We start from the raw sequence: 22349 nt of genomic DNA on the forward strand, positions 1-22349 counted from the left end.
GTGGCGGGAGAGTCGCCGCCGGAAGATCAGCCGGGCTCGGGACCGGTGTGACCGGACCAATGGTCGAAGAGCTCGGTGAATTCCTCGATAGTCGTACCGAACGAGTCGAGGATCTGTTTCCGTTCCGCCTCGGAGTCGGCCGTGAGAAGCGCCAACCGCACCGAATTGATTTCACGCAGCGAATGAGGGAGGAGGATGTGCAGGGACTCCGGTTCCTCGGGAGGGTCTTCCATGGAGATGTCGCGTCCTCCGGTCCTTGTCAAGGGTGCCCGCACTGGAAAGTGTGTTCGGGGCTGGGTGAGCGCGAGAGGGCACAACTCACCCGTTTCACGGAGGAGTTCTCCGAGTGAGGCGGACACTTCCGCTGATGGGGAACCTTAGACGGCTCTCCGGGTTCGCGCCATACCCAATTCGCGGCCGAATCACCGGACTTGAGGCATCCGATTCGCGTTGCGGTTCACATTCGCGATCCGAGAGGTCGACCGGTGGACGGTCCGCTCCACCGCCTCACCCGCTCTCCGTGCTTCTTTTTCGTACATAGCTCATCAAAGGCGATCTATTGGACGGATCGGACAGTCGTCCGTCGGTGGCCTCGATCTGGGCTATGTCAAGCGACAGTTGACCGATTCCCCTCCGTCAAATTAGCCTGTCCGCGGTCGTGGACACAACGACATACGGCGAAGAGCGGGAGGCCACATGGAGGCCGGTGAGGACTTCGGGCCCTGGTTGGCCCGTCAGCTCAAGATCGCGGGCATGACGCAGGCCGAGCTGGCCGAGGAGCTGGGACTGACCCGGGCCGCGGTCTCGGCATGGATCACCGGTCGCTCGGTGCCGCGTCCGTCCGTCATGGGTGAGATCGCGAAGGCACTCGGCACGGACCTCGGTACGGTGCACACCCGTACCACCGACACCCAGGCCGGGCTTCCCGTCACCTGGTACCACCGGCCCGGGTACCAGGACGGTGGGCGCGACGGCGGCAACGCCGCGGCCTTCGCGTTCGACGCGGACGTCCAGGTGCTCGCCCGGGAGACCTGTCAGAACAGTCTCGACGAGCGGATCGTGCAGAACGGCCGCCCGGTCCGCGTGCGGTACACGATCCACGAACTCACCGGTGAGGCCCTGGAGGCGTTCCGGGCCGCGGTCCTGTGGGACGAGCTCCAGCCCCATTACCGGGCGGTCTCCGAGTCCGCCGCCGATCAGAAGGTCGGACGCGTCGTGGACGCAGGTGTGCGGGACATGTTCGAGAACAGTCGCCTGATCCTCCTGCGGATCGACGACTACAACGCCTCGGGTCTGACCGGTGACGACTACGGCGACGGCAAGTTCGCGGCTGTCGTCCGCCGGCAGCTGGAGAGTCTCAAGTCCGGTCGAGGCGCGGGCGGTTCCTACGGTCTGGGGAAGGCCACCCTCTGGGCGACCAGCGCACTCGGCATGGTGCTGATCAACTCCACGCTGTCCGTCCCGCACGAGGGACGCACCGAACGGCGTGTCATCGGACGCCTGGAACTGCCGTGGCGTTCCGTCGACGGCAACCAGTACGCGGGCCCCGCATGGTTGGGTCGCCCCGACCCCGAGACACCCGGTGCGGAGGTGGTCCGTTCCTGGTGGGCGGACGAGGAGACGGTCGAACGTCTTCATCTCACCCGTGACAACGACGAGCCGGGCACGTCCTTCCTCGTCGTCGGTGCCCATGACGTGGCGAGCCTCGACCAGAGCAGACCGGACTCCGCCGAGGACGAGGAGAACGGGGCCGACGACGACGGGACCCGGGACATCCGCGTCATGCACCGCCGCCTGGTCGAGGCGCTGAGCCGGGATTTCTGGGCGGCCATGACCGGAGGCGGCAGCAGGCTCCCCCTGCTGGAGACCTCGGTCCGCACCCTGCGCAACGGCGAGGTCGTCATCGAGGAGGAGAAGGTCGACCCCACCGACGGACAACCCTCCCGTACCAGGGCGCTGCGCGCCTTCTACGAAGGGACGACCGTGGATCGTCTCACCGAGGCCGGTCAGGTGGCGCTCCGTACCGTCCCGCTCCGGTTGCCCCTGTCCGGGGGACGTGGTGGCACGCTCGGCACACACCCGGGGGTGCTTCTGGTCACGGAGGCGGAGGACAGGGACGGCGTGCCGAACCAGGTCCATTCCCTGCGCGGCAACCGGATGACCATCAAGAAGGCCGGCGTCCCCGGGCTGCCGCTGGGTGTCAACTCCTTCCAGGCCGTCCTGTTGTTGGGGAAGGCGGCCGGGGAGTCCGCGCCTTTCTCCGAGGAGGCCGAGGAGTTTCTGCGCGCCGCCGAACCGCCTGAGCACGACCGCTGGGGTCAGACCGAGGAGCTGACCCTCCGGTGGTCGCACACGGCACACCACCGCATCTCCAGACTGACCACCGAGGTCAACGCGGCGGTGAAAGGCCTCGTCGTCCGGCCTCGCAGCACCGGGTCACAGGAGAGCGCGAAGCTGCGCAAGAAACTCACCGTCCCGGCCAAGGGCACCGCGACCAAGCGCGCCGCCGGGCCGGCTCTGCCGGAGCTCGACGCACTGGAGGCCGAGATCGGTGTCGGTGGGGAGTGGCGGATCACGGCCGAGGTGAAGCTGCCGCGCGCCGAGGAACTGCCCGCGATGACACCGGTGGTCCTCCTCGACGTGCGGTCGGGCAGTCGCCCCAGGCTCGACTGGGCGGAGCTCGTCGCGGTGGAGGGATGCGAGGTCGACAGGGGGGTGCTCCGTTTCACGCCCCGCTCCCGTCGCGCCGTTTTCCGGGGCGCCACGGAGGTCACGAGCCATCCGGTGCGCACCGAACTGACGCGGCTGGTTCTCGAACTCCGTGCCGGCACAGGGAGTGAGGCATGAAGTTCTATCCGTACAAGCGGCTCAACCGTCCGATCACCGTGAGGGTGACCTCGGCCTCCCTCAAGCTGCCCGACGGCACACGCGACCGTCTGGACACCTCGGCGTACTCCACCCCCCAGCGGACAGTGGCCCTGGGCGTGGCGCAGCACGAGGAATGGGTGTCGGCCAGGATCGGTCTGTCGGCCACACTGCCTCCCGGGGCCACCGATCCGGATGCCCCGTGGAGCGACCTGCGGGTGCTGGCCGTGCTCACCGAGGGCGCCACCAACGTGCGTTCGTCCTTCGACCTGCGGCAGGACGCTCCGGACAGCAAGGAGTGGTCCGGTGAGATCCAGATGTTCCGCGACGACCATGTGGGCCGTGCCTCTCTGGCCGTCCATGCGGTGGCCACGGTCGGCGACGTGCCGGGTCGGTCGATCACGGAGACGGACGGGGACTGGACCGTCGATGTCGTCGCCGAGGAGCCGCTCGGTGGTCTGCGTCTCGATGTGAAGCAGGCGAGCTTCTCCAGGAGCGCGCGGGAGTGGTTGCGCCCGTACTCGGACGTGCCCTGGGTGATCGACGCCTCGGGCCGGCTGCCGCTGGTGATGATCAACACCGACATAGAGGGCTTCTCTGACCTCCTCGCCGGTGACAGCGGGGGGATCGAGAACAAGGTCCACGAGTTGTTGCTCTCACAGATGGCCACCGACGTATGGACCGCGGTGTTCCACAGCGCCGTGGGCGACCTGGAGGTCGAACCCGACGGGTCACCCGTGTTCCCCAGCGACTGGCGGGGCGAAGTGCTGCGGGAGATGCTGCCCGACGTCGCGCCGGGCCTCCGCGTCGAGGAGGCGCTCCGGCAGGTGCATCGCCGTCGGACCGACGACGCGGGATGGGGGGAGCTCCAGACCCGTGTCCACTACGCCGCGGTGCGCCGCGCCGGTGCGGGCAAGGCGCTCGCCAACGTCCTGCGCGCACTCCAGCAGATGAACCGAAGGGACAGCGCGTGATCGAGAAGCCGCACCACCTTCCCGATCGGCTCGGCCTGCTCGCCGCGACGGCCGCCGACCCCTTCCTCACCGAGGATCTTCTCCGGGGGGTCCAGGGGCACGGCGGCGTGGACCTGGCCAAGGTCGTCGAACCGCTGCCCGAGGACGACGCCCGATGGGCGGTGGAACCGCTCAGGGACCTGGTGGACGACGCGATGCACCAGTTCGAGGCCGCCCGGACGAACGCCGACGGCTGGCTCGCGCCTCGTCTGCATGCGACGCTGCGCCTCACTCGTCGTGAGGCCGCGGATCAGAGGCTGTGGAACCACCTGGCGCTGGCTGTCGCCCCGGACTACGTGGCGTTCCGTCATCCGCCGGCGCCCCGCCGTGGCGGTGGGCCGCCACGCATCAACCGGGACCGTTTCAAGGGGGCGGCGGACCGGCAGTGTTTCTCACGCCTGTGGTGGTTGGCGGAGATGTTCCGCAATGGTGGGGACTACACGCCGGTGCAGGCCGCCTGCGCCAACCAGGATCTGATCCACAACGCCCTGCGCCTGGACCTGATCGATCACCGACCCACCGCGCAGGCCCTCGTGCGTGTCCTGGAACGCGGGGTCCTCAGCACCGGTCGTGAGATCAACGGCCTCATGACGGCGATCAACACCGCCGGTGCCACCCTGGTGTACGACGTACTGGCCCCGGACGAGCCCCGTGACCCCGAGGCGCTCCGTCGGTGGATCGCGGAGGCGGAGTCCGCGCCCCCGGTGCCGCGCCACTCCCTGCCGGACGGGCCCGACGAGGAGCCCGTTCCGGAGAGGTCGGTGGCCGCACTCACCGACTACTTCGCCGAACTGTTCGAGACAGCCCCGGTCAGGGGGCGGACGCTTCAGGTGTGACGGCGAGGGGCATCCGCGCCAGCGGGTGCCCCTTCAGATGGCGATGTCCGCGGTTCTCCACCGGCTGCCCGGGCTTCCAGGTCTCCAGATCCTCGACGGCCTTGTTCAGCCTGGCCCTGGCCTCGGTCTCGCCCAGTTCCGGTTCGAGTACGTGCCGCAACACATGCAGGGCGAGCCTGGGCGGCACCGCGTTGCCGATCTGCTGGGACACGTCGTTGCCGCTCCAGGGGTACTCGACGGGGAAGGTCTGGAGCACTCCCGCCTCGGCGAAGGTGAAGCGATCGAAACGGGGCAGATCCTCGTCGGTGCCCTTCCGGACCAGACGGTTACGGGAGACCTTCCCCGTGATCGTGGCGGAAGGAGCGTCGTGGTCGCGTCGGCCGCGCGCCTCCGGATCCCCCCCGGTGCCGTAGTTCGAGACGACGGTATAGGGGGGACGTTCGTGCACCTTCTCCGGTGAGATCTGCCGCGCCCTGGCGAGGGCCTTCTCCATGGAGACCCAGCAGTCCTTCGCGCCTTCCGCGACGTCCTCCTCCGGAACTCCCAGCGGAAGGGTGTCCGGTTGCCCCGCTGCCCACGTCCGACCGGTGAGGCAGCCTCCCGTCCGGTAGCGCTCGTGACTTTCGGGCACCTGCGGGAGCGGCTCGCCCGAGGGGCCACACTTGTCGAGACGAGCCATCAGCACCGCTCGCCGTCGGGTCTGAGGCACTCCGAAGGCCTCGGTGTGCATCATCTGTGTCCCGGTCCGGTAACCCAGCGAGGCCAACACCTCGGCGTACGCCTTCCACACCGGCATCACCGCGGGCACCTGCTCGAGGACGACGGCCTCGAAAGGTTCCAGACCTGGCCGACGGCTTCTCTCGATCACCCACCACAGAGGTTGCAGGACCAGGCCCGTCCGCTCGTCGCCCAGCTCTTCGAGTTTGTCCCGCAACGCGTTGTGCTCGTCGTTCAGGTCGCTGAACTCTTTCAGGAGTCCCTTGAGTTCGTCGTCCGAGAACGGCAGTTTCTGCGGATTCCTGAGCGCTTTGAGGACCTGCTTGATCTCGTCGGCCGAGTTCCCGAGCTGTTCCAGCCTGTGCCTGATGGCCCTGCGCTTCGTGATCCGCAGCTCGTCGACCTCGCGCTTCTCGGCCTTGACGTCCCTTGCCCTGAACTCCTTGCGACGGAGTTCCTCGGAGATCTCGCGCCAGACCCCGAAGGTCTTCGTCCACTCCTGGTCCTCGGCACGCACGGCCTCGTGCAGGCGCCCGATGTACTCGAGCACCTGGTCCAGCGCCCTGCGGCCCGCTCCGTGACCGGCCACGGTGAACGTCTGGCAGGGTGGGCCCCCCGTCAGGACCTGCGCGCGCGGGAAGAAAGCGGCACGATACTGCCGGACATCACCTCGGAAGGTGTCCATCCCCGCCGCACGTCGGGTGGTGCAGGCACCGGGGTCCCATTCGATCCCGGTGACCTCGTGACCCAGGACGTGTGCCGCCACATCCAGCCCACCGGGGCCCGCAAAAAGATCCAGAATGCGGAAACCCACAGGTGAAACGTCTTCCTCGGCGATGTGGCTCATGGGCTTGAAGTGTAGCCGGCGTGCGCGGGTGATGATTCCCGCAATGCATCGGCCACCACTCGTCCCAGCGCCTCGCCCACGGGCGGCGGTGCCGCATTGCCCACCTGACGGTAGCGGGCGGTTTTGCCACCGGCGAAGCGCCAGTCCTCGGGAAAACCCTGGAGGAGGGCCGTTTGGTCCACGGTGATCCGGACCAGTCCCTCGTCGCCGAGGGCCGGGTTCCACTTGAAGTCGGGACCGGGCAGGTCGTCACCGAACGACTTCGTGTAGACCCCCATCCGCCGCCACGCGGCCTTCGTCCCGGTGGGACCGAAGTCCGGGCCTCCGTGTGCCTTGGACCCGCCCACCAAAGTGGGCGCCACGCCCGTCGCCTGGGCGGCCCAGCGGTCGGCGTCCGGCCAACCGTCCGAACGCATCGACGGCGCCAGCACCTCTCCCACCGACACGTGCGTGTGGACGGTGGGGCGGGGCGGTCGGAAGGCGCTCGCCCACTGCTGCTTGACGGCCACGAGAATGCCCAGCCTGCGGTCCTGGGGTACGCCGAAGTCGTATGCGTTCAGTACGAACCAGGTCAACTCGTAACCGAGGTGTTCCATCTCCTCACGGAGGAAGTCCCGCACCGGCGCGAACGCCTGCTCGTCGACCAGGGCCGGCACGTTCTCGATGATCAGCGCGCGTGGCTGCACGGCATGGACGAGATAGGCGGTCGCCCGGAGGAGACCGATCTCCGTGTCCGACGATCGCCCCGTCACCGTGGCGCTCGACCTGACGCGGGGCAGACCGGCGGCGAGCAGGTCGACGTCGTACGCCTCGGGATGGTCCACCGGATCGAAATCGAGCAGATCCGCGTTGAGAACGCTCCAGTGCGGCCGGTTGGCCCGGAGCGTCTCGCAGGCCCGTTGTTCGATGTCCACCAGAAGACGGGGAGTGAAGCCCGCCCGTTCCAGCCCGAGAGCCAGCCCGCCCGCACCCGCACACACATCGACGAACGTCAGCCCGGTCATCGAGCCCTCCTCCCGGATCGTCCGCGTCCGCCGGTCGCACGGCGTCGCTGCACCACCTCCACGATGCGCGACGCCACCGCTTCGGGTGGTTCATGCTCCCAGAACCGCAGGACCTCCCACCCGCCGGCCACGAGATGCTCGGTGGTCTCCACGTCGCGGGCGATGTTGCGGTCGAGCTTCTGTCGCCACCACTGCGCGTTCGACCTGGGCTGCGTCGCGTGTTCCGGGCACCCGTGCCAGAAACAGCCGTCGATGAGGACGGCCACCTTGACGGACGTGAACGCCACGTCGATCCGGCGCCTGGCCATCCCCGGCACCGGGTATTCCACGCGGTAGCGCAGACCGGCACCGTGCAGGAGCCGTCGCACGGCGAGTTCGGCCGCCGTGTCCTTGCTCGCCTGCCTGCTCATGCGGGCGGACACGGCGGGAGAGGACGGGGTGACATCTGGCACGGGAGCATTTTGCCGGCGGTCGACGCGCCTCGTGCGCCCGGGAGGAGAACCGGCTCCTCGGTCCCTTCCGTCTACGCCCCGTGACACTCCGCGTACCCCGCCTCCGTCCCGCACCAGCACTCCGACCCCCGCTGCGGTGGCCAGGCGATGGCTCGGCCTCGGGCTGCCAGGGTGGTCGCGTACTGGGGGAGGAGGGTGGTGTCCTGCGGGGAGGTGCCCTCCGACGCCGCGAAGGCCTCGTACGAGGGGACCGTGCCGGTGACGATGCCCAGGTTGGGGGTGCCGGAGGTGGCGAGTTCGCGCAGGGAGGTCTCTATGGTCGACAGGTGGGCCTCGTGGGAGGGGTATTCCGAGGTCAGGGCCGGGTACGCCGCGAGCAGCTCGGCCAGCTCGGGGGCCGGCCAGTGCAGGACGGCCACCGGGAAGGGGCGGGAGAGGGCCTCGCGGTAGGCGCCCAGTTCGGCGCGGAGGCGGGAGATCTCCGCCGCCAGTTCAGCCGGGTTGTCCGAGCCCAGGGACCACACGCGTTTCGGGTCGTGGAGTTCGTCCAGGGTGACCGGTGACGTGTGGAGGGTGTCGGCGAGGGTGTCCCAGTCGTCGTGGGGGAGGCCCCGCATGCGGCGGACGCGGTGCCGGCCGTAGAGGAGGGGGTGGGTGGAGGGAGCGGGCTCGGACGGGTCGGCCAGCAGCAGGCGGGCCGCCTCGGTGAACGTGTCCTCCGCCGCCTCCAGCTCGTCGTGGGCCTCCAGCGCCTCGGCGATGATCACCCAGGGGGCCGGGTCGCGCGGGGCCGAGGCGCGCAGGCCCTCGATGATCGCGCGAGCCTCGGCCTCGTGACCGTACTCCCACAGGTTCGACGCCTTCAGGGCGCGGACCAGGGCGGGGTTCTCCAGGGCTTCGGCGGTCGCCAGCAGGCGGTCGTACAGGGTGGTCGCCGCGGGGCGGTCACCGGACAGTTCCAGGTGGGCCGCCGCCCGGAGGAGGAGGACCTCGGCGTCCTCGGGGTACAGGCCGGCGGTCCGCTCCAGGCGTGCCGCTTCGGCGGTGTGGTCGACGTTCTCGGCAGGCGTGTCGGGGCGCATGGGGGACACCGTACTGCCGGCCGCTGACGGAGGTGCGGCGCGGTGGGGGTGTGGAAGGGGGGCGCGGGCTGGTCTCGGGTGCTTTCCGGTCAGGCGCGGTTCCGCCGCCGTACCGGACCGGGTGGATAGCTCACGGCTCCGATCGGGTATCTCCTTCCTCCGGTTCCGCCCCGCGTGCGAAATGAACGGGGCGCGGGGAACTCTCCTGGTGGTGCCGGGCGTTGTCGTGGTGCCGGGTGTTGTGTGCCGGGCATACTGACGTGACCGACACGGAAGGGGGGAGTGGCGATGCGCAGCCGGGCTGCCGTTCCGCGTCCCCTCGTCGTGGTGCTGGTCCTGGTGCACCTGCTGTTGCTCCAGGCCACGTCGCTCGGCACCGGCGGGCTGTCGGCCGCCGTCGCCCTCGCCGTGACCGCCACCGTCGCCGCCGGCCTCGCCGCGAGCGCCCTGCTCGCCGCCCGCGGTGTCCCCGCCCTGCCCCCCGCGCGCGTCCGCGAGGCGATACGCGACCGGGCCCGCCGTACGGCCTTCCTGCCCCAGCGCGACCCCGACGCGCCCGGCCGGCGGCGGCCCAGAGCTCCGGGGACCGCCGTCCCGGCGACCGCCGCGTAGGGCACGTACTTCCGCACGCCAGCGCGTGACCCCGCGCGGGTCGTCCTGCCGATCTCTCCTTCCTTCCCGGCACGACGAGACCCCCGGAGGGCTCAGCCATGTCCGTCGTCAGTCACCTGGTCGAACACCTCGCCCACCTGCTGACCCCGCTCTTCCACGCCTCCGCGGCGGCCGCCGCGGTCGTCCTGTCCACCGCGCTGGTACGGCTCCTGCTCCACCCGCTGTCCCGGGCCGCCGCCCGCGGCCGGCGCGCCCGGGCCGCGCTCCAGCCGAGACTCGCCGCGCTGCGCGCGAAGCACGCCGGCGACCCGCGGCGCCTCCAGCGGGCGGTGCTGGACCTGCACGCCGAGGAGAAGGTCTCGCCGCTCTCCGGTCTGCTGCCCGGTCTGCTCCAGCTCCCCGCCTTCTTCGTCCTCTACCACCTGTTCTCCAGCTCCACGATCGGCGGTGAGAGCAACGGCCTGCTGAGCCACCGGCTCCTCGCGGCACCGCTCGGCGGGCGCTGGTCCGACGCGCTCGCCGACGGCGGGGTGTTCGGCCCGGCCGGGCTGGTCTACGCCGGCCTCTTCGTCCTCGTCGCGGCCGTCGCCGCCGTCAACTACCGGCGCGCCCGGCGGACGATGGCCGAGCAGCCGATACCCGCGGGCACGGGGGACGCGGTGCCGGGGCTCGGCGCCGTCACCCGGGTGGCGCCGTTCCTGTCCTTCTTCACGCTCGTCACCGTGGCCGTCGTCCCGCTCGCCGCCGCCCTGTACGTCGTCACCAGTACGGCCTGGAGCGCCGCGGAACAGGCCCTGCTGTCCCGCTGAACGGGGTTCGCCGCGTCGCCGGGCAGGTCATGGCCACGGCCCCGCCCGGGCCGGGCCCGGTCCAGTCCGTGAACAGGGTCTTGCGGACTGGACGGCGGAATCGGAGGATCGTCCAGCCCTTCCGGCGACCGCACCCGCCGGCCGGGCGCCCGCGATCGAGGGAGATTGTGACCATGAAGCTGCTGCGAGTCGGTACGGCGGGCGCCGAACGCCCCGCGCTGCTCGACGCCCGGGGAACCCTCAGGGACCTGTCGGGCCTCGTGGACGACATCGACGGCGCGTTCCTCGCCGACGAGGCCGCGCTCGGCCGGGTGCGGGCGGCGGCGGAGAGCGGCGAGCTGCCGGAGCTGGACGCGGCCGGACTGCGGACCGGACCCCCGGTCGGCCGGATCGGCAAGGTCGTCTGCATCGGCCTCAATTACCACGACCACGCCCGCGAGATCGGCGCCGAACCGCCGCCCGAGCCGGTCGTGTTCCTCAAGGCGCCGGACACGGTCGTCGGGCCGTACGACACCGTGCTGGTGCCGCGCGGCTCGGTCAAGACGGACTGGGAGGTCGAACTCGCGGTCGTCATCGGCCGTACGGCCCGTTATCTGGAGTCGGCGGAGGAGGGCCTCGCGCACGTCGCCGGGTACGTGCTGGCGCACGACGTGTCCGAGCGGGAGTACCAGATCGAGCGGGGCGGGACCTGGGACAAGGGCAAGAATTGCGAGACGTTCAACCCCCTGGGCCCGTGGCTGGTGACGGCCGACGAGGTGCCGGACCCGCAGCGGCTCCCCCTCAGGCTGTGGGTGAACGGGGAGCTCCAGCAGGACGGCACGACCGCCGACCAGATCTTCCCCGTGGGTGAGGTCGTGCGTTACCTCAGCCGGTTCATGACGCTGTACCCCGGAGACGTCGTCAGCACGGGGACGCCGGCGGGGGTGGCCATGGGCCGGCCCGAGCCCAAGCCGTACCTGCGGGCCGGTGACGTGGTCGAGCTGGAGATCGAGGGGCTCGGACGCCAGCGCCAGGAGCTCAAGGACGCCTGAGCCCCCCGGTCAGACGCCGAGGAACCTCTCCAGCGCCGCCACCACCAGCTCGTGATCCTTGAGTTGGGGCAGGCCCGACACCGTCACCGCGCCGATGACGCCCACGTCCTCGACGCGGATCGGGAAGGAGCCGCCGTGCGCCGCGTAGGCGTCCGGGTCCAGGCGGGAGGAGTCCTCGAACGTCGTCCCCTTGGCGCGGAACCGGGTCCCGACCAGGTAGGAGGAGGCGCCGTAACGCTCCACGACCCGGCGCTTGCGGGTGATCCAGGCGTCGTTGTCGGGTGTGGAGCCCGGCAACGCCGCGTGGAAGAGCTGCTGCCCGGCGCGGTGGATGTCGACGGCGACCGGTGCCCGGCGCTCCCGGGCCAGCTCCACCAGGAGCGAACCGAGGGCCCAGGCGTCGTCGTTGGTGAACCGGCGGAAGACCAGGCGGCGTTCCTGCGCCTCCAGTTCCTCCGCGCTCGGGGTGGTGCCGGGGGCGGTCGTGGACGAGGTCATCAGAGGGCCACCGTCGCCTTGTCGCGGGCGGACCTGCGGGCCGCTTCCAGTACGTCGAGCGTGGCGGCGGCCTCCAGGGCCGTCACCGGGTTGGGGCCGGCGCCGGTCAGGGCGGCGGCGACGGCCGCGTAGTAGGCGGGGTAGTCACCGGGGAGGGTCGGCACGGGGGTGCCGCCACCGGTCAGCGGGGACTCCCCGGAACCGATCCGGCCCCACAGCGCCTCGTCCTCCGCGCCCCAGTCGGGCGTGGTGCCGGGGCGGCTGCCCTCGCGCAGGGCCGCCTCCTGCGGGTCCAGGCCGTACTTGACGTACCCCGCGCGGGAGCCGAGCACCCGGAAACGGGGGCCGAGCTGGGCGGTCGTCGCGGAGACGTAGAGGTGGGAGCGGACGCCGCTCGCGTGGGTGAGGGCGAGGAAGGTGTCGTCGTCGGCCTCGGCGCCGGGACGGCGGACGTCCGTCTCGGCGTAGACCTCGGTGACCGGGCCGAACAGGACGAGGGCCTGGTCGACGACGTGGCTGCCGAGGTCGTAGAGCAGGCCGCCGATCTCCGCCGGGTCACCGGATTCGCGCCAGCCGCCCTTGGGCTTCGGGCGCCAGCGCTCGAAACGGGACTCGAAGCGCCAGGCGTCGCCGAGTTCACCGTCGGCCAGGAGCCCGCGCAGGGTGAGGAAGTCGTTGTCCCAGCGGCGGTTCTGGAACACCGACAGCAGCAGGCCGCGCTCCTCGGCGAGCGCGGCGAGACCGCGCGCCTCCGCAGCCGTGCCCGCGACCGGCTTGTCCACGACCACCGGCAGCCCCGCTTCGAGCGCGGCGGTGGCCAGCGGTACGTGCGTCTTGTTCGGGGAGGCGACGACGACCAGGTCCAGTTCGTCGGCGCGGGCGAACAGCTCGTTGGCGCCGGCGGCGAACCGGACGTCCGGGAACTCGGCGCGGGCCTGCCGCTGCCGCTCCGGCTGGGAGGTGACCACCGTGTCCAGGGCGAGGCCCTCGGTGGCGGAGATCAGCGGGGCGTGGAAGACGGAGCCGGCGAGGCCGTAGCCGATCAGGCCGACGCGGAGGGAGGCAGAAGTCATGCCACCTACTTTGGCAACGCTGTTGCCAAAGTGCAAGCGGCGGGGACAATGGGTCGCGTGAACAGGACGAGGAGCGGCGGACCGGCGGGAGCCAATCTGGGCGCGGTGCGCAGCCACAACACCGCGCTGGTGCTGGGGCTGCTGCGGGACGCCGGGGCGGAGGGCATCAGCCGGCTGGAGATCGCCGAGCGCACCGGCCTCACCCCGCAGGCCGTCAGCAAGATCACCGCGCGGCTGCGGGACGAGGGCCTGGCCGCAGAGGCCGGCCGGCGCGCGTCGACCGGCGGCAAGCCGCGGACCGTACTGCGGCTGGTGCCGGACGCGGGGCACGCGGCGGGCGTCCACCTCGACCGCGACGAGCTGCGGGTGGTACTGGCCGACCTGGACGGGGCGGTGGTGGGGGAACACCGCGCCGCGCTGGACCTGGGCGCGGGCGCGCGCGCCGTGCTGGACGCGCTGTGCGGCACGGTCGAGGCGCTCGTGGCGGACAGGCTGGGCGGGCCGGGCCCCGGCGCCGGGGGCCTCGCCGGGGTCACCTCACTGCTGGGCGTGGGGGTCGCGCTCCCCGGACCGCTGGACCACGCCCACGGGATCCTGCACCGGGTGACCGGGTTCCCCGAGTGGGACGGCTTCCCGCTGCGGGACGCGCTCACGGAGCGGCTCGGGGTGCCGGTGGCGGTCGACAAGGACACCAACGCCGCCGCGCTCGGACTGGCCGTCGGCGATGCGGAGGGGACCGCCGGTGACTCCTTCGCCTATCTGCACCTCGGGACGGGGCTCGGCGCCGGCCTGGTGATCGGCGGGACCGTGCACCGGGGGACGCGGACCGGGGCCGGCGAGTTCGGCCACCAGGTGATCCAGCTCGACGGACCGCCGTGCGAGTGCGGCGACCGGGGGTGCGTCGAGGCGCTGTGCCTGCGCGCCGTCGCCCGGGGGGAGGTGGCCGAGGCGGCCCGGGTGCTGGGGGTGGCGGCCGGCAACCTGGTGGGACTGCTGGACATCGACGTGGTCCTCCTCGGCGGCCGGACGATCGCGGGCGCGCCCGAGGCGTACGTGCGTGGAGTGGGCGAGGTGCTGGCGGCGCGGGCCCGCCGGGAAGGGGCGCCCGCCGGGGGCGTACCGGTACGGGTCGCTCCGCGGGGGGAGCGGGCGGTGGCCGAGGGCGCGGCCCAACTCCTCCTGGCCCCCCTCTTCGGCCACGCCGTCACCTGACCCCTGGGGCCACACCAACTCCAGCACCTCGACAGCCCCCGGCGCCCCCACCTTCGAGGCCCCGACCGCCCCCGGCACCTCTCCGGTCCAGGCCACCCCCGCCCCGGCCAGGGCCCCGCAGCGCTTCCGGCACCCCCCAGCCCAGGCCACCCCCACCCCGCCAGGGGCGCGGGGAACTGCGCGACCGGCCGCGACCGCACCGGCAGCCGGCAACGCGCGGCACCCCCCGCCCCGGCCAGGGCCCCGCAGCGCTTCCGGCACCCCCAGCCCAGGCCACCCCCACCCCGCCAGGGGCGCGGGGAACTGCGCGACCGGCCGCGACCGCACCGGCACCCGGCAACGCGCGGCACCCCCCGCCCCGGCCAGGGCCCCGCATCGCTTCCGGTACCCCCCAGCCCAGGCCACCCCCACCCCGCCAGGGGCGCGGGGAACTGCGCGACCGGCCACGACGCACCCGCACCCGAGAACGCCCCGCCCGCCCGCTCGCCCGCGCAGCCGCCCCCCGCTGATCGAGCGGACTTCCACCCCGCCCCGGAGTGGCGGCACCGAACCCCCCACCCCACCCGGCAGGGTCATGTGTTCATGCGACTGCGCACGTCCCTGACCCTCTCCCTGGCCACCGGCGCCGCCACCGCCACGGTCATCGTGCCCGTGCCGTCGGACGCCGCCGCCTTCGCGGACTCGACCTCCACCTCCACCCCCACCTGCGCCGGCACGGACGCGCGGGCCTTCCCGCTGGCCACCCGGATCCGCGGTGGCCCCGGCTCCTACGAGGCGGGCGGTGGCTACGGCACCTGGTACATCGACCTGACCAACACGACCCGCCGCGCGTGTGCCCGTATCCACCCGGTCGTCGTCCTGGCCGACGACCGGAAGGCCCTGCGGCCGGACCAGCCCCAGCTGGACTTCTACGAGGGTCCCCGGGTCCGGCCGGTCACGTTCGAAAGCACCGACGCGCACGAACTGGTCGGCGTGCTCGACGGCGCCGGGTTCGACGGGTTCACCGTGCCGCCGGGAGGCACGGTCAGCGTCCGGGTCCGCCTCGCGCTCACCTCCGAGGCACCGGCGGTGCGGGTGACGGCCAACGCCGCCGCCGTGCAGCGCCGGGGCGACGACGGGGACTGGGTCGGGGAGTCCAACGTCTACCGCTTCTCGATCGACGGCGCCGACAAGGACACCGAAGACACCCAGGACACCCAGGACACCCAGGACACCCAGGACACCCAGGACACCCAGGACACCCAGGACACGCAGGCCACCGAGGACACCCAAGAGGCCCGGGAGACCCAGGGAACCCAGGACACCGGGAAGGTGTCGCCCACCCCGTCCGGCGGCGCGTCTGCCGGCCCCGCCATCACCGCCGCCCCCACCGCCACCCAGGCCGTCTCCCCGCCCTCCCCCGGGGAGACGCCGGCGGAAGAGGAGGAGGCCGGTGAGGACCAGCCGGCCCAGGTGGCCCAGGCGGCCGGGGAGGCGCAGGCGGCCGGGGAGCGGGCGCGCGAGCTGGCGCGTACCGGGCCGGAGCGGGCCCGGGCGCTGTTGGTGGCCGTGGCGGCGCTGCTCGGTGTTGGCGCGGCCACGTTCCTGCTGGTCCGGCGCCGCCGTCGCTGAGCGGCGCGCACCCCGCCACCCGGCACCGGGAGCACTGCCCGGTGATCGGCAGGGTACGGATCAAGCCGGGCTGGCTAGGCTGTGGGCGTCGGTACGCCGTGGTTCCGGCGCCCCCGCTTCTCGCCCGTACGTACGCCTGGAGACGCTCAACATGGCAGACCGCAAGCCCATCGAGTCATGGCTCACCGACATGGACGGCGTCCTGATCCACGAGGGGGTGCCGATCCCCGGTGCCGACGCCTTCCTGAAGCGGCTCCGCGAGTCCGGCCGGCCCTTTCTGGTGCTCACCAACAACTCCATCTACACGGCCCGTGACCTGCACGCCCGGCTGCGCCGCATGGGCTTGGACGTGCCGGTGGAGAACATCTGGACCTCGGCGCTGGCGACCGCCCAGTTCCTGAACGACCAGCGGCCCGGCGGCAGCGCCTACGTCATCGGCGAGGCCGGTCTGACCACCGCCCTGCACGACATCGGCTACATCCTCACCGACCACGATCCGGACTTCGTGATCCTCGGTGAGACCCGGACCTACTCGTTCGAGGCGCTGACGAAGGCGGTCCGTCTCATCAACAACGGCGCCCGGTTCATCGCGACCAACCCCGACAACGTCGGCCCCTCGGTCGAGGGCGACCTGCCCGCCACCGGCTCGGTCGCCGCGCTGATCACCGCCGCGACCGGCAAGAAGCCGTACTTCGTGGGCAAGCCGAACCCGCTGATGATGCGGGCCGGTCTGAACGCGATCGGCGCGCACTCGGAGACGTCCGCGATGATCGGGGACCGCATGGACACCGACGTGCTCGCCGGCCTGGAGGCCGGGATGCGGACGTTCCTGGTGCTGAGCGGCGTGACCCGGCCGGACGACGTGGACCGCTACCCCTTCCGCCCCTCCCAGGTCGTGGACTCCATCGCGGACCTGGTCGACCTGGTCTGAGACACGACCGGACACGACCGGCGGCCCCGGCCGGTCCGTACCGGTCGTTACCGCCCGTCCGCCCGCCGCTCCGCCCGGCCGAAACCCGGCCTCACCCGTTCGGAGCAGCGGGGCGTGTCCCTGGGATGCGTGGGCGGGCCGCCCGGGGGAGCCTCCTTGGTGACTGGAGGTTCACGATGGGCTCACTACGCCTCACTCTCTGCACCGGATCGCTGGCCGTGGCCGCGCTCGCCCCGGCGGCCCACGCCGTCGCGGCGGACGGCGGCTCGGTCGCCGTGACGCCCGCCTCCCCCACGCCGGGCGCCGACGTCGCGCTGCGGGTCAGTGGCTGCACGGGCCGGCAGGCCACCGCCGCCTCGGCGGCCTTCGTCGCCGACGCCCGGCTGGCCGGCGGCCGGGGAAGTCTGTCCGGCGAGACCCGGGTCCGCACCTCCATCGAGCCCGGCGCCTACGACGTGCGCATCACCTGCGCCGACTACGCCATCACCGGCAGGATCACGGTGACCCGGGCGGCGGCGACCGGGCGCGAGGAACCGGTCCGGCTGCCCGACGCGCCCGCGTCCCCCGTCGCCCCGGTCCCGGCGGGCGGCGGCGGCACCGCGCACTTCGCCACGGTGGCCACCAGCGGCTCCGGGCCGGACACCGCCCAGGCGGCCACCGGTCTGGCGCTCGCCGGCATCGCCGCGGTCGCCGTCGGGCTCCGGGCCCGCCGGAGCCGCGGTGGCCGCTGAGACCCGCCGTGGGCGACGACCACGGGAGCGCCACCGGCACCGGACGGCTCGTCACCTGCCTGGCCTGGGCGGTGCTGCTCTTCGGCCTGTGGCTGTGGGGGCGCGGGGTGACGGGCGTGCCGCACGGCGCGGGCAGTCCGGCCACGGGTGACGTCCTCGGCCTCCCCGCCGGTCAGGTCCGGCTGCCCTCCGCGGCGGCTCCCCTGCGCCCCGCGACACCGCAGCGTCTCGACGTCCCCGGGATCGGCGTGCAGGCACCGGTGGTGGTCCGCGGTCTGGACGCCCAGGGAGCCGTGGACCCGCCGCCCTACACCCAGCCGGGCGTGGTCGGCTGGTACGGCGCCGGTGCCGCGCCCGGCGCCCGGGGCGTGGCCCTGCTGGTCGGGCACGTCGACACCCGGACCCGTCCCGCCGTCTTCTACCGGCTCAGCACGCTGAAGGCGGGCGCGAGGGTCCGGGTGGTCCGGGCGGACGGCAGGGTCGCCGAGTTCACCGTCGACGACGTGCGCGTGCTGCCCCGCGAGGGCTTCGACGCCCGGCAGGCCTACGGTCCCCGCGAGCCCGGCCGGGCCGAGCTGCGGCTGATCACCTGCGGCGGCACCTTCGACCGGGCCGGCGGCAGCTACACGGCCAATGTGGTGGTCTCCGCGTACCTGACCGGCACCGGCCGCTGAGGGACGCCCCTACCGGTTGGCCGCGGCGGCGGGGGAGAGGCGGGCGCGGATGTTGCCGAAGTGGTCCCGTATCGCCCGCTCGGCCCGCAGGGAGTCGCCGGAGCGGACCGCGTCGAGGATCTCCCGGTGCTGGCGGCAGGTGACCCGAGGGTCCTGCGGCAGGTCCACGAGGTCCCGCCGCACCAGGTGGAAGGCGTCCCAGAACGCCTCCAGCACCTCGCCGAGCAGCACGTTGTCCAGTCCCCGGTAGAGGGTGGCGTGGAAGGCGCGGTCGGTGCCGGCGAGGCCCGTCCCCTCGGCGGCCTCCCGTTCCATACGGTCCACGAGCGCCTCCAGCGCGGCGAGGTCCGTCTCCGGCAGCCGCCCGGCCAGCCGGGACACGAGCCCGGTCTCGACGGCCTCGCGCAGTTCCAGGAGCTGGAGCAGGGAGTCCTCGCCGCGGCGGTGGCCGGCGACGGTCCGGAAGGCGAGCCCCTCGATCATCGGCGCGAACGACATGGCGCCGACGTACGTCCCGAATCCGTGCCGGATCTCCACGATGCCGACGGCCTGGAGCGCCTTCAGGGCCTCGCGGACCGAGTTCCGGCTCACCCCGAGGAGCCGCATCAGCTCGGGCTCGGTGGGCAGCGGGGCACCCGAGGGCAACCGCTGGTCCACGATCAGTTTCTTGATCTGTTCCTGAAGGTCCCGGGCTGCCATGGCGAGAGGGTATCCGGCCATTGTGGGGCATGCGGAAGGCCCCCCGCTCGCGCGAGGGGCCTTCCGGTCGGTGCGCCGCCAGGGACTCGAACCCCGGACCCGCTGATTAAGAGTCAGCTGCTCTAACCAACTGAGCTAGCGGCGCCTGCTGACGAAGAGAACTCTACCCGACCCGTCGGCGTGCTCCGACCACCCCGGACGGGCGTGGCTGCCGGCCGGGGGGCGGGCGTACATCATTCGGACCGTCAACATGCGCGTGCCCGCGACAGTTGGAAAACTGGCCGACGTGCACACCCGCGGACATATCACCCCTGAATGTGAGGCGGATCGCATGACCGCTCCGGTGTTCGAGGACGTGGAACCGGCGAGCGACTGCGACTGTCCCGGCTGCGGCCCGCGGCGGCGGGCGGCCCCCCTCCCGGCGTCCGCCCGCCTCGGCGGTCATCCGGCGGCCCGCGGGGTCGTGGTGGTGGCCACCGCCTCCGCCGTCCTCGGCGCGGTCCCCCCGGCCGCCGCCCTCACCCCCGCCCACTTCCCGCACCGGCAGGCCCTGCCCGGCGACGGCGAGCCCAGCACCCCGCAGGGCAAGAAGGGCCCGCTGTACGGGGCGGCGACGCCCTCGCCGGGGACCGCCGCCGGGCCGGTCCCTCCCGCCACCCGGACCGAGATCGTCAACCGGGCCAGGACCTGGGTGGCCGCGCAGGTGCCGTACAGCATGGACGACTACTGGTCCGACGGGTACCGGCAGGACTGCTCGGGCTTCGTCTCCATGGCGTGGGGCCTGCCGGGCAACGAGTGGACGGGCAGCCTCGACCAGTACGGCGTGCGGATCACCAGGGAGGAGCTCCAGCCCGGTGACATCCTGCTGTACCACAACCCGGACGACCCCGAGCGCGGCTCCCACGTGGTGATCTTCGGCGGCTGGACGGACCACACGCGCACGTACTACACGGTGTACGAGCAGACGCCCCCGGAGGCCCGCCGCCAGGCCACGCCCTACCCCTACTGGAGCGACACCGACAAGTACGTCCCCTACCGCTACAAGGGCGTGACGGCGGTCACCGCCGGCGCGGCGGCATCGGCGACACCGGTGGCCTATCCGGGCGCGGACTCCTTCGGGCCGGGCGCCGACAACGCGTACGTCACCCTGCTCGGCCGGATGCTGGCAGCCCGGGGCGCCGGCGCCTCCTACCCCGACGGGCCGGGGCCGGTCTGGGGCGAGGCGGACCGGCAGGCCACCCAGGCGTTCCAGGAGGCCCAGGGCTGGACGGGCGCCGACGCCGACGGGCTGCCCGGGCCGGGCACCTGGGAGCTGCTCGTCACCGGCGCGGGCGAGAACGCCGGGGCCGGGGCGGCCGGACCGGACCGGCGGGCGCCCGGCTACCCCGGCCGGGGCTCCTTCCGGCCGGGCGCGACCGGCGACCACGTCACCCGGCTGGGCGCGCAGCTGGTGCGGCGCGGATTCGGCCGGTTCTACCCGCTCGGTCCGGGCCCGCACTGGGGCGAGGCCGACCGCCGGGCGGTGGCGGCGTTCCAGCGCGCCCAGGGTCTGCGGGGCCGCGCGGCGGACGGCTACCCGGGCCCGGACACCTGGCGCCGCCTGTTCGCCTGACGTCCGCGACCCCCCCGTACGACAAGCGCGGGACCCCGTGGGGCCCGTACGACCACGTCACCCTGTCCATGACGCATCTGGCGCGGAGGCTGGAGGCTCGCATGAGTACCACCACATCGCACACACCACCCGAGTCCGAGGGGCATCCGGAGGGCGGCGCCGGGGGTCCCGCCACCCGGTCGGCCCGCCTCATCCAGAACGAGGTGACCACCGAGATCCCCGTCCACCTGCTCTTCCGGGACGACCCCGACCCGGTGCGGGTGCCGCTGAGGCCGGCCGTGGTGGCCCGCCGGCAGGGCACCGGCGAGCAGCCCCGCCAGCGCCGCCCGGCCCCGGTGCGCCGGCCGCCGCTGCCGGAGGTCGACCCGGAGCTGGTGGAACGTCCGGCGCGGGTGCTGCCCGGGGCGGCCGGGGTGCTGGCCGGGGCGTGCGGGTTCACCGGGTGCCTGGCCGCCGCCTGGTGGGCGGGGAGCCTGCCGCCGTACGTGTCGGAGGCGCTGCGGCTGCCGGCGTACGCGGGCGTGGGTCTCGGTCCGGCGCAGTGGGCGGCGTACGCCGGGGCGGGGGCGCTCGGCGCGTTCGGCTTCGGCGGGCTGACCCGGTGCCGGACCGGGCGGGCCTGGGTGCTCGGCCTGTTCGGCCGCTACCGGGGGACGGTTCGGCGCACCGGGTTGCTCTGGGTGAACCCGCTGGTGCGGCGCCGACGGGCGGACGTGCGGCTGCGGCACTGGCGCAGCGGGGCGATGGCGGCGGCGGACCCCGACGGGATGGCGCTGCGGGTGGTCGTGCTGGTGGTGTGGCGGGTGCGGGACACCGCGCGGGCCCTGCTCGGCGTCGAGGACCACGAGGACTACTTGCGCGAGTGCGTGGCGGCGGCGCTGGCCCGGGTGCCGGTGGAGCCGGCGGGCGGGACGCGGGGCGGGGTGACGGCGGCCGGGGACGCGCTGACCCGGCTGGTGGCCTCGGAGACGGCGCCGGTGGGGCTGGAAGTGTTCTCGGTACGGCCGGTCGCGGTGGAGTACGCCCCCGAGGTGGCCCCCGCGATCCACCGGCGCCGGCTGGCCGCGCTGGACGCCCGGCAGCGGGCCACCCTGCTCAACTCGGTGGTGGACTCGGTGGAGGACACGGTGACCCGGCTGACCGTGCGCGGACTGGTCGAACTCGACGACTACGAGCGCAAGGTGCTGGTCCGTGATCTCACGGTGGCGTTCTGCTCGGGCCGGACGGAGCCCGTCTAGGGGGATCGCCGATTGGTATGGACATGTTCAACTTCCGGTAATAACCTGAGACTTGGTCTAGACCTTCCCTGCACCAGCTCATCGAACTCCCCACGTTCTCCAGGAGCGGCAGCATGCGCACCAAGACCAAGTTGTCCGCAGTCGTGCTGGGCGCGGTGACCGCCGGAGCCTTCGCGCTCTCCACCGGCGGCGCCAGCGGGCACGGCTACACCGACCTGCCCATCAGCAGGCAGAAGCTCTGTCAGAACGGCACCGTGGCGAACTGCGGCCAGATCCAGTGGGAGCCGCAGAGCGCCGAGGGCCCCAAGGGCTTCCCGGCCGCCGGTCCCGCCGACGGCCAGCTCTGCAACGCGGGGCAGGGCCAGTTCTCGCAGCTCAGCTCGCCCACCACGCCGTCCGGCGCGGCCTGGCCCACCACGCGCGTGACCGGCGGTCAGTCCTACACGTTCCGCTGGCAGTTCACCGCCATGCACGCCACGACGGACTTCAAGTACTACGTCACCAAGCCGGGCTGGAACCAGAACCACGCCCTGAGCCGTTCGGACCTCAACCTCACCCCGTTCCTGACCGTCCCCTACAACGGCCAGCGCCCGCCGTCCACCCTCAGCCACAGCGGCACCCTGCCGAGCGGGCTGAGCGGTCACCACGTCATCCTCGCGGTGTGGACGGTCGCCGACACCGGCAACGCCTTCTACGCCTGCTCGGACGTCACCTTCTGACCCGCGTCCGGGAACGATCCAGCAACTGAGCTTCCCCTGAGGTCGGCGGCCCGCCCGGTCGGATAGGTTCCGGCCACGCCGAC

22 protein-coding genes and 1 tRNA gene are annotated in these 22349 nt (G+C 72.7%); 14 read left to right on the plus strand and 9 right to left on the minus strand.

The window, feature by feature from the left end; translation table 11 throughout:
- Nucleotides 1–26: 26 nt before the first annotated feature.
- On the minus strand, nucleotides 27–233 hold the full coding sequence (locus tag ACIQVT_RS31790) for a hypothetical protein (protein ID WP_403762057.1): 207 nt from the start codon (nucleotides 231–233) through the stop codon (nucleotides 27–29).
- A 463-nt stretch (nucleotides 234–696) separates the two neighbouring features.
- On the opposite strand from ACIQVT_RS31790, the gene ACIQVT_RS31795 reads away from it, so the two are divergent.
- Genes ACIQVT_RS31795 through ACIQVT_RS31805 form a run of 3 tightly spaced genes read left to right on the plus strand, consistent with a single transcriptional unit; the run spans nucleotide 697 to nucleotide 4714 of the window.
- Nucleotides 697–2847 (plus strand): helix-turn-helix transcriptional regulator, encoded by a 2151-nt coding sequence (locus tag ACIQVT_RS31795; RefSeq protein WP_403762060.1) that lies wholly within the window; start codon nucleotides 697–699, stop codon nucleotides 2845–2847.
- Nucleotides 2844–3839: a hypothetical protein gene (locus ACIQVT_RS31800; protein ID WP_403762063.1), complete on the plus strand. Its 996-nt coding sequence runs from the start codon at nucleotides 2844–2846 to the stop codon at nucleotides 3837–3839. The genes ACIQVT_RS31795 and ACIQVT_RS31800 overlap by 4 nt, the downstream gene beginning before the upstream one ends.
- Entirely contained in the window at nucleotides 3836–4714 is an 879-nt protein-coding gene (locus ACIQVT_RS31805) for a DUF6339 family protein (RefSeq protein ID WP_403762066.1), read from the plus strand. The genes ACIQVT_RS31800 and ACIQVT_RS31805 overlap by 4 nt, the downstream gene beginning before the upstream one ends.
- Here ACIQVT_RS31805 and ACIQVT_RS31810 read toward each other — a convergent pair.
- The 4 genes from ACIQVT_RS31810 to ACIQVT_RS31825 all read right to left on the minus strand — a co-directional run bounded on the left by ACIQVT_RS31810 (nucleotide 4689) and on the right by ACIQVT_RS31825 (nucleotide 8816).
- Nucleotides 4689–6278, minus strand: a complete 1590-nt coding sequence (locus ACIQVT_RS31810) for a DNA cytosine methyltransferase (protein ID WP_403762069.1) — start codon at nucleotides 6276–6278, stop codon at nucleotides 4689–4691. The two genes, ACIQVT_RS31805 and ACIQVT_RS31810, sit on opposite strands and share 26 nt — an antisense overlap.
- Nucleotides 6275–7282 (minus strand): DNA cytosine methyltransferase, encoded by a 1008-nt coding sequence (locus ACIQVT_RS31815; protein WP_403762072.1) that lies wholly within the window; start codon nucleotides 7280–7282, stop codon nucleotides 6275–6277. The genes ACIQVT_RS31810 and ACIQVT_RS31815 overlap by 4 nt, the downstream gene beginning before the upstream one ends.
- The gene (locus ACIQVT_RS31820) at nucleotides 7279–7692 is read right to left on the minus strand and encodes a very short patch repair endonuclease (protein WP_403762216.1); all 414 of its coding nucleotides are present in this window, start codon (nucleotides 7690–7692) and stop codon (nucleotides 7279–7281) included. Before ACIQVT_RS31820 ends, ACIQVT_RS31815 begins: the two co-directional genes overlap by 4 nt.
- Nucleotides 7693–7805: 113 nt before the next feature.
- Nucleotides 7806–8816 (minus strand): hypothetical protein, encoded by a 1011-nt coding sequence (locus ACIQVT_RS31825; protein ID WP_403762075.1) that lies wholly within the window; start codon nucleotides 8814–8816, stop codon nucleotides 7806–7808.
- Between the two features lie 288 nt (nucleotides 8817–9104).
- On the opposite strand from ACIQVT_RS31825, the gene ACIQVT_RS31830 reads away from it, so the two are divergent.
- From ACIQVT_RS31830 to ACIQVT_RS31840, 3 genes are all read left to right on the plus strand, one after another.
- Nucleotides 9105–9428 carry a DUF6412 domain-containing protein gene (locus ACIQVT_RS31830; protein WP_403762078.1) on the plus strand — a complete coding sequence of 108 codons (324 nt, stop codon included), beginning with the start codon at nucleotides 9105–9107 and terminating at the stop codon, nucleotides 9426–9428.
- Between the two features lie 98 nt (nucleotides 9429–9526).
- A complete protein-coding gene (gene yidC / locus ACIQVT_RS31835; protein ID WP_403762081.1) occupies nucleotides 9527–10237 on the plus strand; it encodes a membrane protein insertase YidC in 711 nt (236 codons plus the stop codon).
- Nucleotides 10238–10410: 173 nt separating this feature from the next.
- On the plus strand, nucleotides 10411–11268 hold the full coding sequence (locus ACIQVT_RS31840; protein WP_403762084.1) for a fumarylacetoacetate hydrolase family protein: 858 nt from the start codon (nucleotides 10411–10413) through the stop codon (nucleotides 11266–11268).
- Nucleotides 11269–11277: 9 nt separating this feature from the next.
- On the opposite strand, the gene ACIQVT_RS31845 is transcribed toward ACIQVT_RS31840, so the two are convergent.
- The gene (locus ACIQVT_RS31845; protein ID WP_403762086.1) at nucleotides 11278–11766 is read right to left on the minus strand and encodes a heme-degrading domain-containing protein; all 489 of its coding nucleotides are present in this window, start codon (nucleotides 11764–11766) and stop codon (nucleotides 11278–11280) included.
- Entirely contained in the window at nucleotides 11766–12839 is a 1074-nt protein-coding gene (locus ACIQVT_RS31850; RefSeq protein WP_403762089.1) for a Gfo/Idh/MocA family oxidoreductase, read from the minus strand. The genes ACIQVT_RS31845 and ACIQVT_RS31850 overlap by 1 nt, the downstream gene beginning before the upstream one ends.
- Before the next feature lie 48 nt (nucleotides 12840–12887).
- Between ACIQVT_RS31850 and ACIQVT_RS31855 the strand changes: the two genes are divergently transcribed.
- From ACIQVT_RS31855 to ACIQVT_RS31875, 5 genes are all read left to right on the plus strand, one after another.
- Nucleotides 12888–14051, plus strand: coding sequence for an ROK family protein (locus ACIQVT_RS31855; protein ID WP_403762094.1), 1164 nt, complete (start codon nucleotides 12888–12890; stop codon nucleotides 14049–14051).
- A 582-nt stretch (nucleotides 14052–14633) separates the two neighbouring features.
- Nucleotides 14634–15662: a hypothetical protein gene (locus ACIQVT_RS31860; protein ID WP_403762097.1), complete on the plus strand. Its 1029-nt coding sequence runs from the start codon at nucleotides 14634–14636 to the stop codon at nucleotides 15660–15662.
- A 151-nt stretch (nucleotides 15663–15813) separates the two neighbouring features.
- A complete protein-coding gene (locus ACIQVT_RS31865; RefSeq protein WP_403762100.1) occupies nucleotides 15814–16593 on the plus strand; it encodes an HAD-IIA family hydrolase in 780 nt (259 codons plus the stop codon).
- 176 nt (nucleotides 16594–16769) lie between these two features.
- Nucleotides 16770–17324: a hypothetical protein gene (locus ACIQVT_RS31870; protein ID WP_403762103.1), complete on the plus strand. Its 555-nt coding sequence runs from the start codon at nucleotides 16770–16772 to the stop codon at nucleotides 17322–17324.
- A gap of 8 nt (nucleotides 17325–17332) precedes the next feature.
- Nucleotides 17333–17998, plus strand: coding sequence for a class F sortase (locus ACIQVT_RS31875; protein WP_403762106.1), 666 nt, complete (start codon nucleotides 17333–17335; stop codon nucleotides 17996–17998).
- Nucleotides 17999–18007: 9 nt separating this feature from the next.
- Here ACIQVT_RS31875 and ACIQVT_RS31880 read toward each other — a convergent pair whose 3' ends face one another.
- Together ACIQVT_RS31880 and ACIQVT_RS31885 are read right to left on the minus strand one after the other, a co-directional pair.
- A complete protein-coding gene (locus ACIQVT_RS31880; RefSeq protein WP_403762109.1) occupies nucleotides 18008–18697 on the minus strand; it encodes a FadR/GntR family transcriptional regulator in 690 nt (229 codons plus the stop codon).
- Between the two features lie 71 nt (nucleotides 18698–18768).
- Nucleotides 18769–18842: transfer RNA gene (locus ACIQVT_RS31885), tRNA-Lys, on the minus strand.
- Nucleotides 18843–19028: 186 nt separating this feature from the next.
- Here ACIQVT_RS31885 and ACIQVT_RS31890 point away from each other — a divergent pair.
- The 3 genes from ACIQVT_RS31890 to ACIQVT_RS31900 all read left to right on the plus strand — a co-directional run bounded on the left by ACIQVT_RS31890 (nucleotide 19029) and on the right by ACIQVT_RS31900 (nucleotide 22266).
- Nucleotides 19029–20309, plus strand: coding sequence for a peptidoglycan-binding protein (locus tag ACIQVT_RS31890; RefSeq protein ID WP_403762112.1), 1281 nt, complete (start codon nucleotides 19029–19031; stop codon nucleotides 20307–20309).
- Between the two features lie 101 nt (nucleotides 20310–20410).
- Nucleotides 20411–21547 carry an SPFH domain-containing protein gene (locus ACIQVT_RS31895; RefSeq protein ID WP_403762115.1) on the plus strand — a complete coding sequence of 379 codons (1137 nt, stop codon included), beginning with the start codon at nucleotides 20411–20413 and terminating at the stop codon, nucleotides 21545–21547.
- A gap of 113 nt (nucleotides 21548–21660) precedes the next feature.
- The gene (locus tag ACIQVT_RS31900; RefSeq protein WP_403762118.1) at nucleotides 21661–22266 is read left to right on the plus strand and encodes a lytic polysaccharide monooxygenase; all 606 of its coding nucleotides are present in this window, start codon (nucleotides 21661–21663) and stop codon (nucleotides 22264–22266) included.
- Nucleotides 22267–22349 lie beyond the last annotated feature (83 nt).

It is taken from the genome of Streptomyces sp. NPDC100445, assembly GCF_044759735.1.
Classification (GTDB): Bacteria; Actinomycetota; Actinomycetes; order Streptomycetales; family Streptomycetaceae; genus Streptomyces.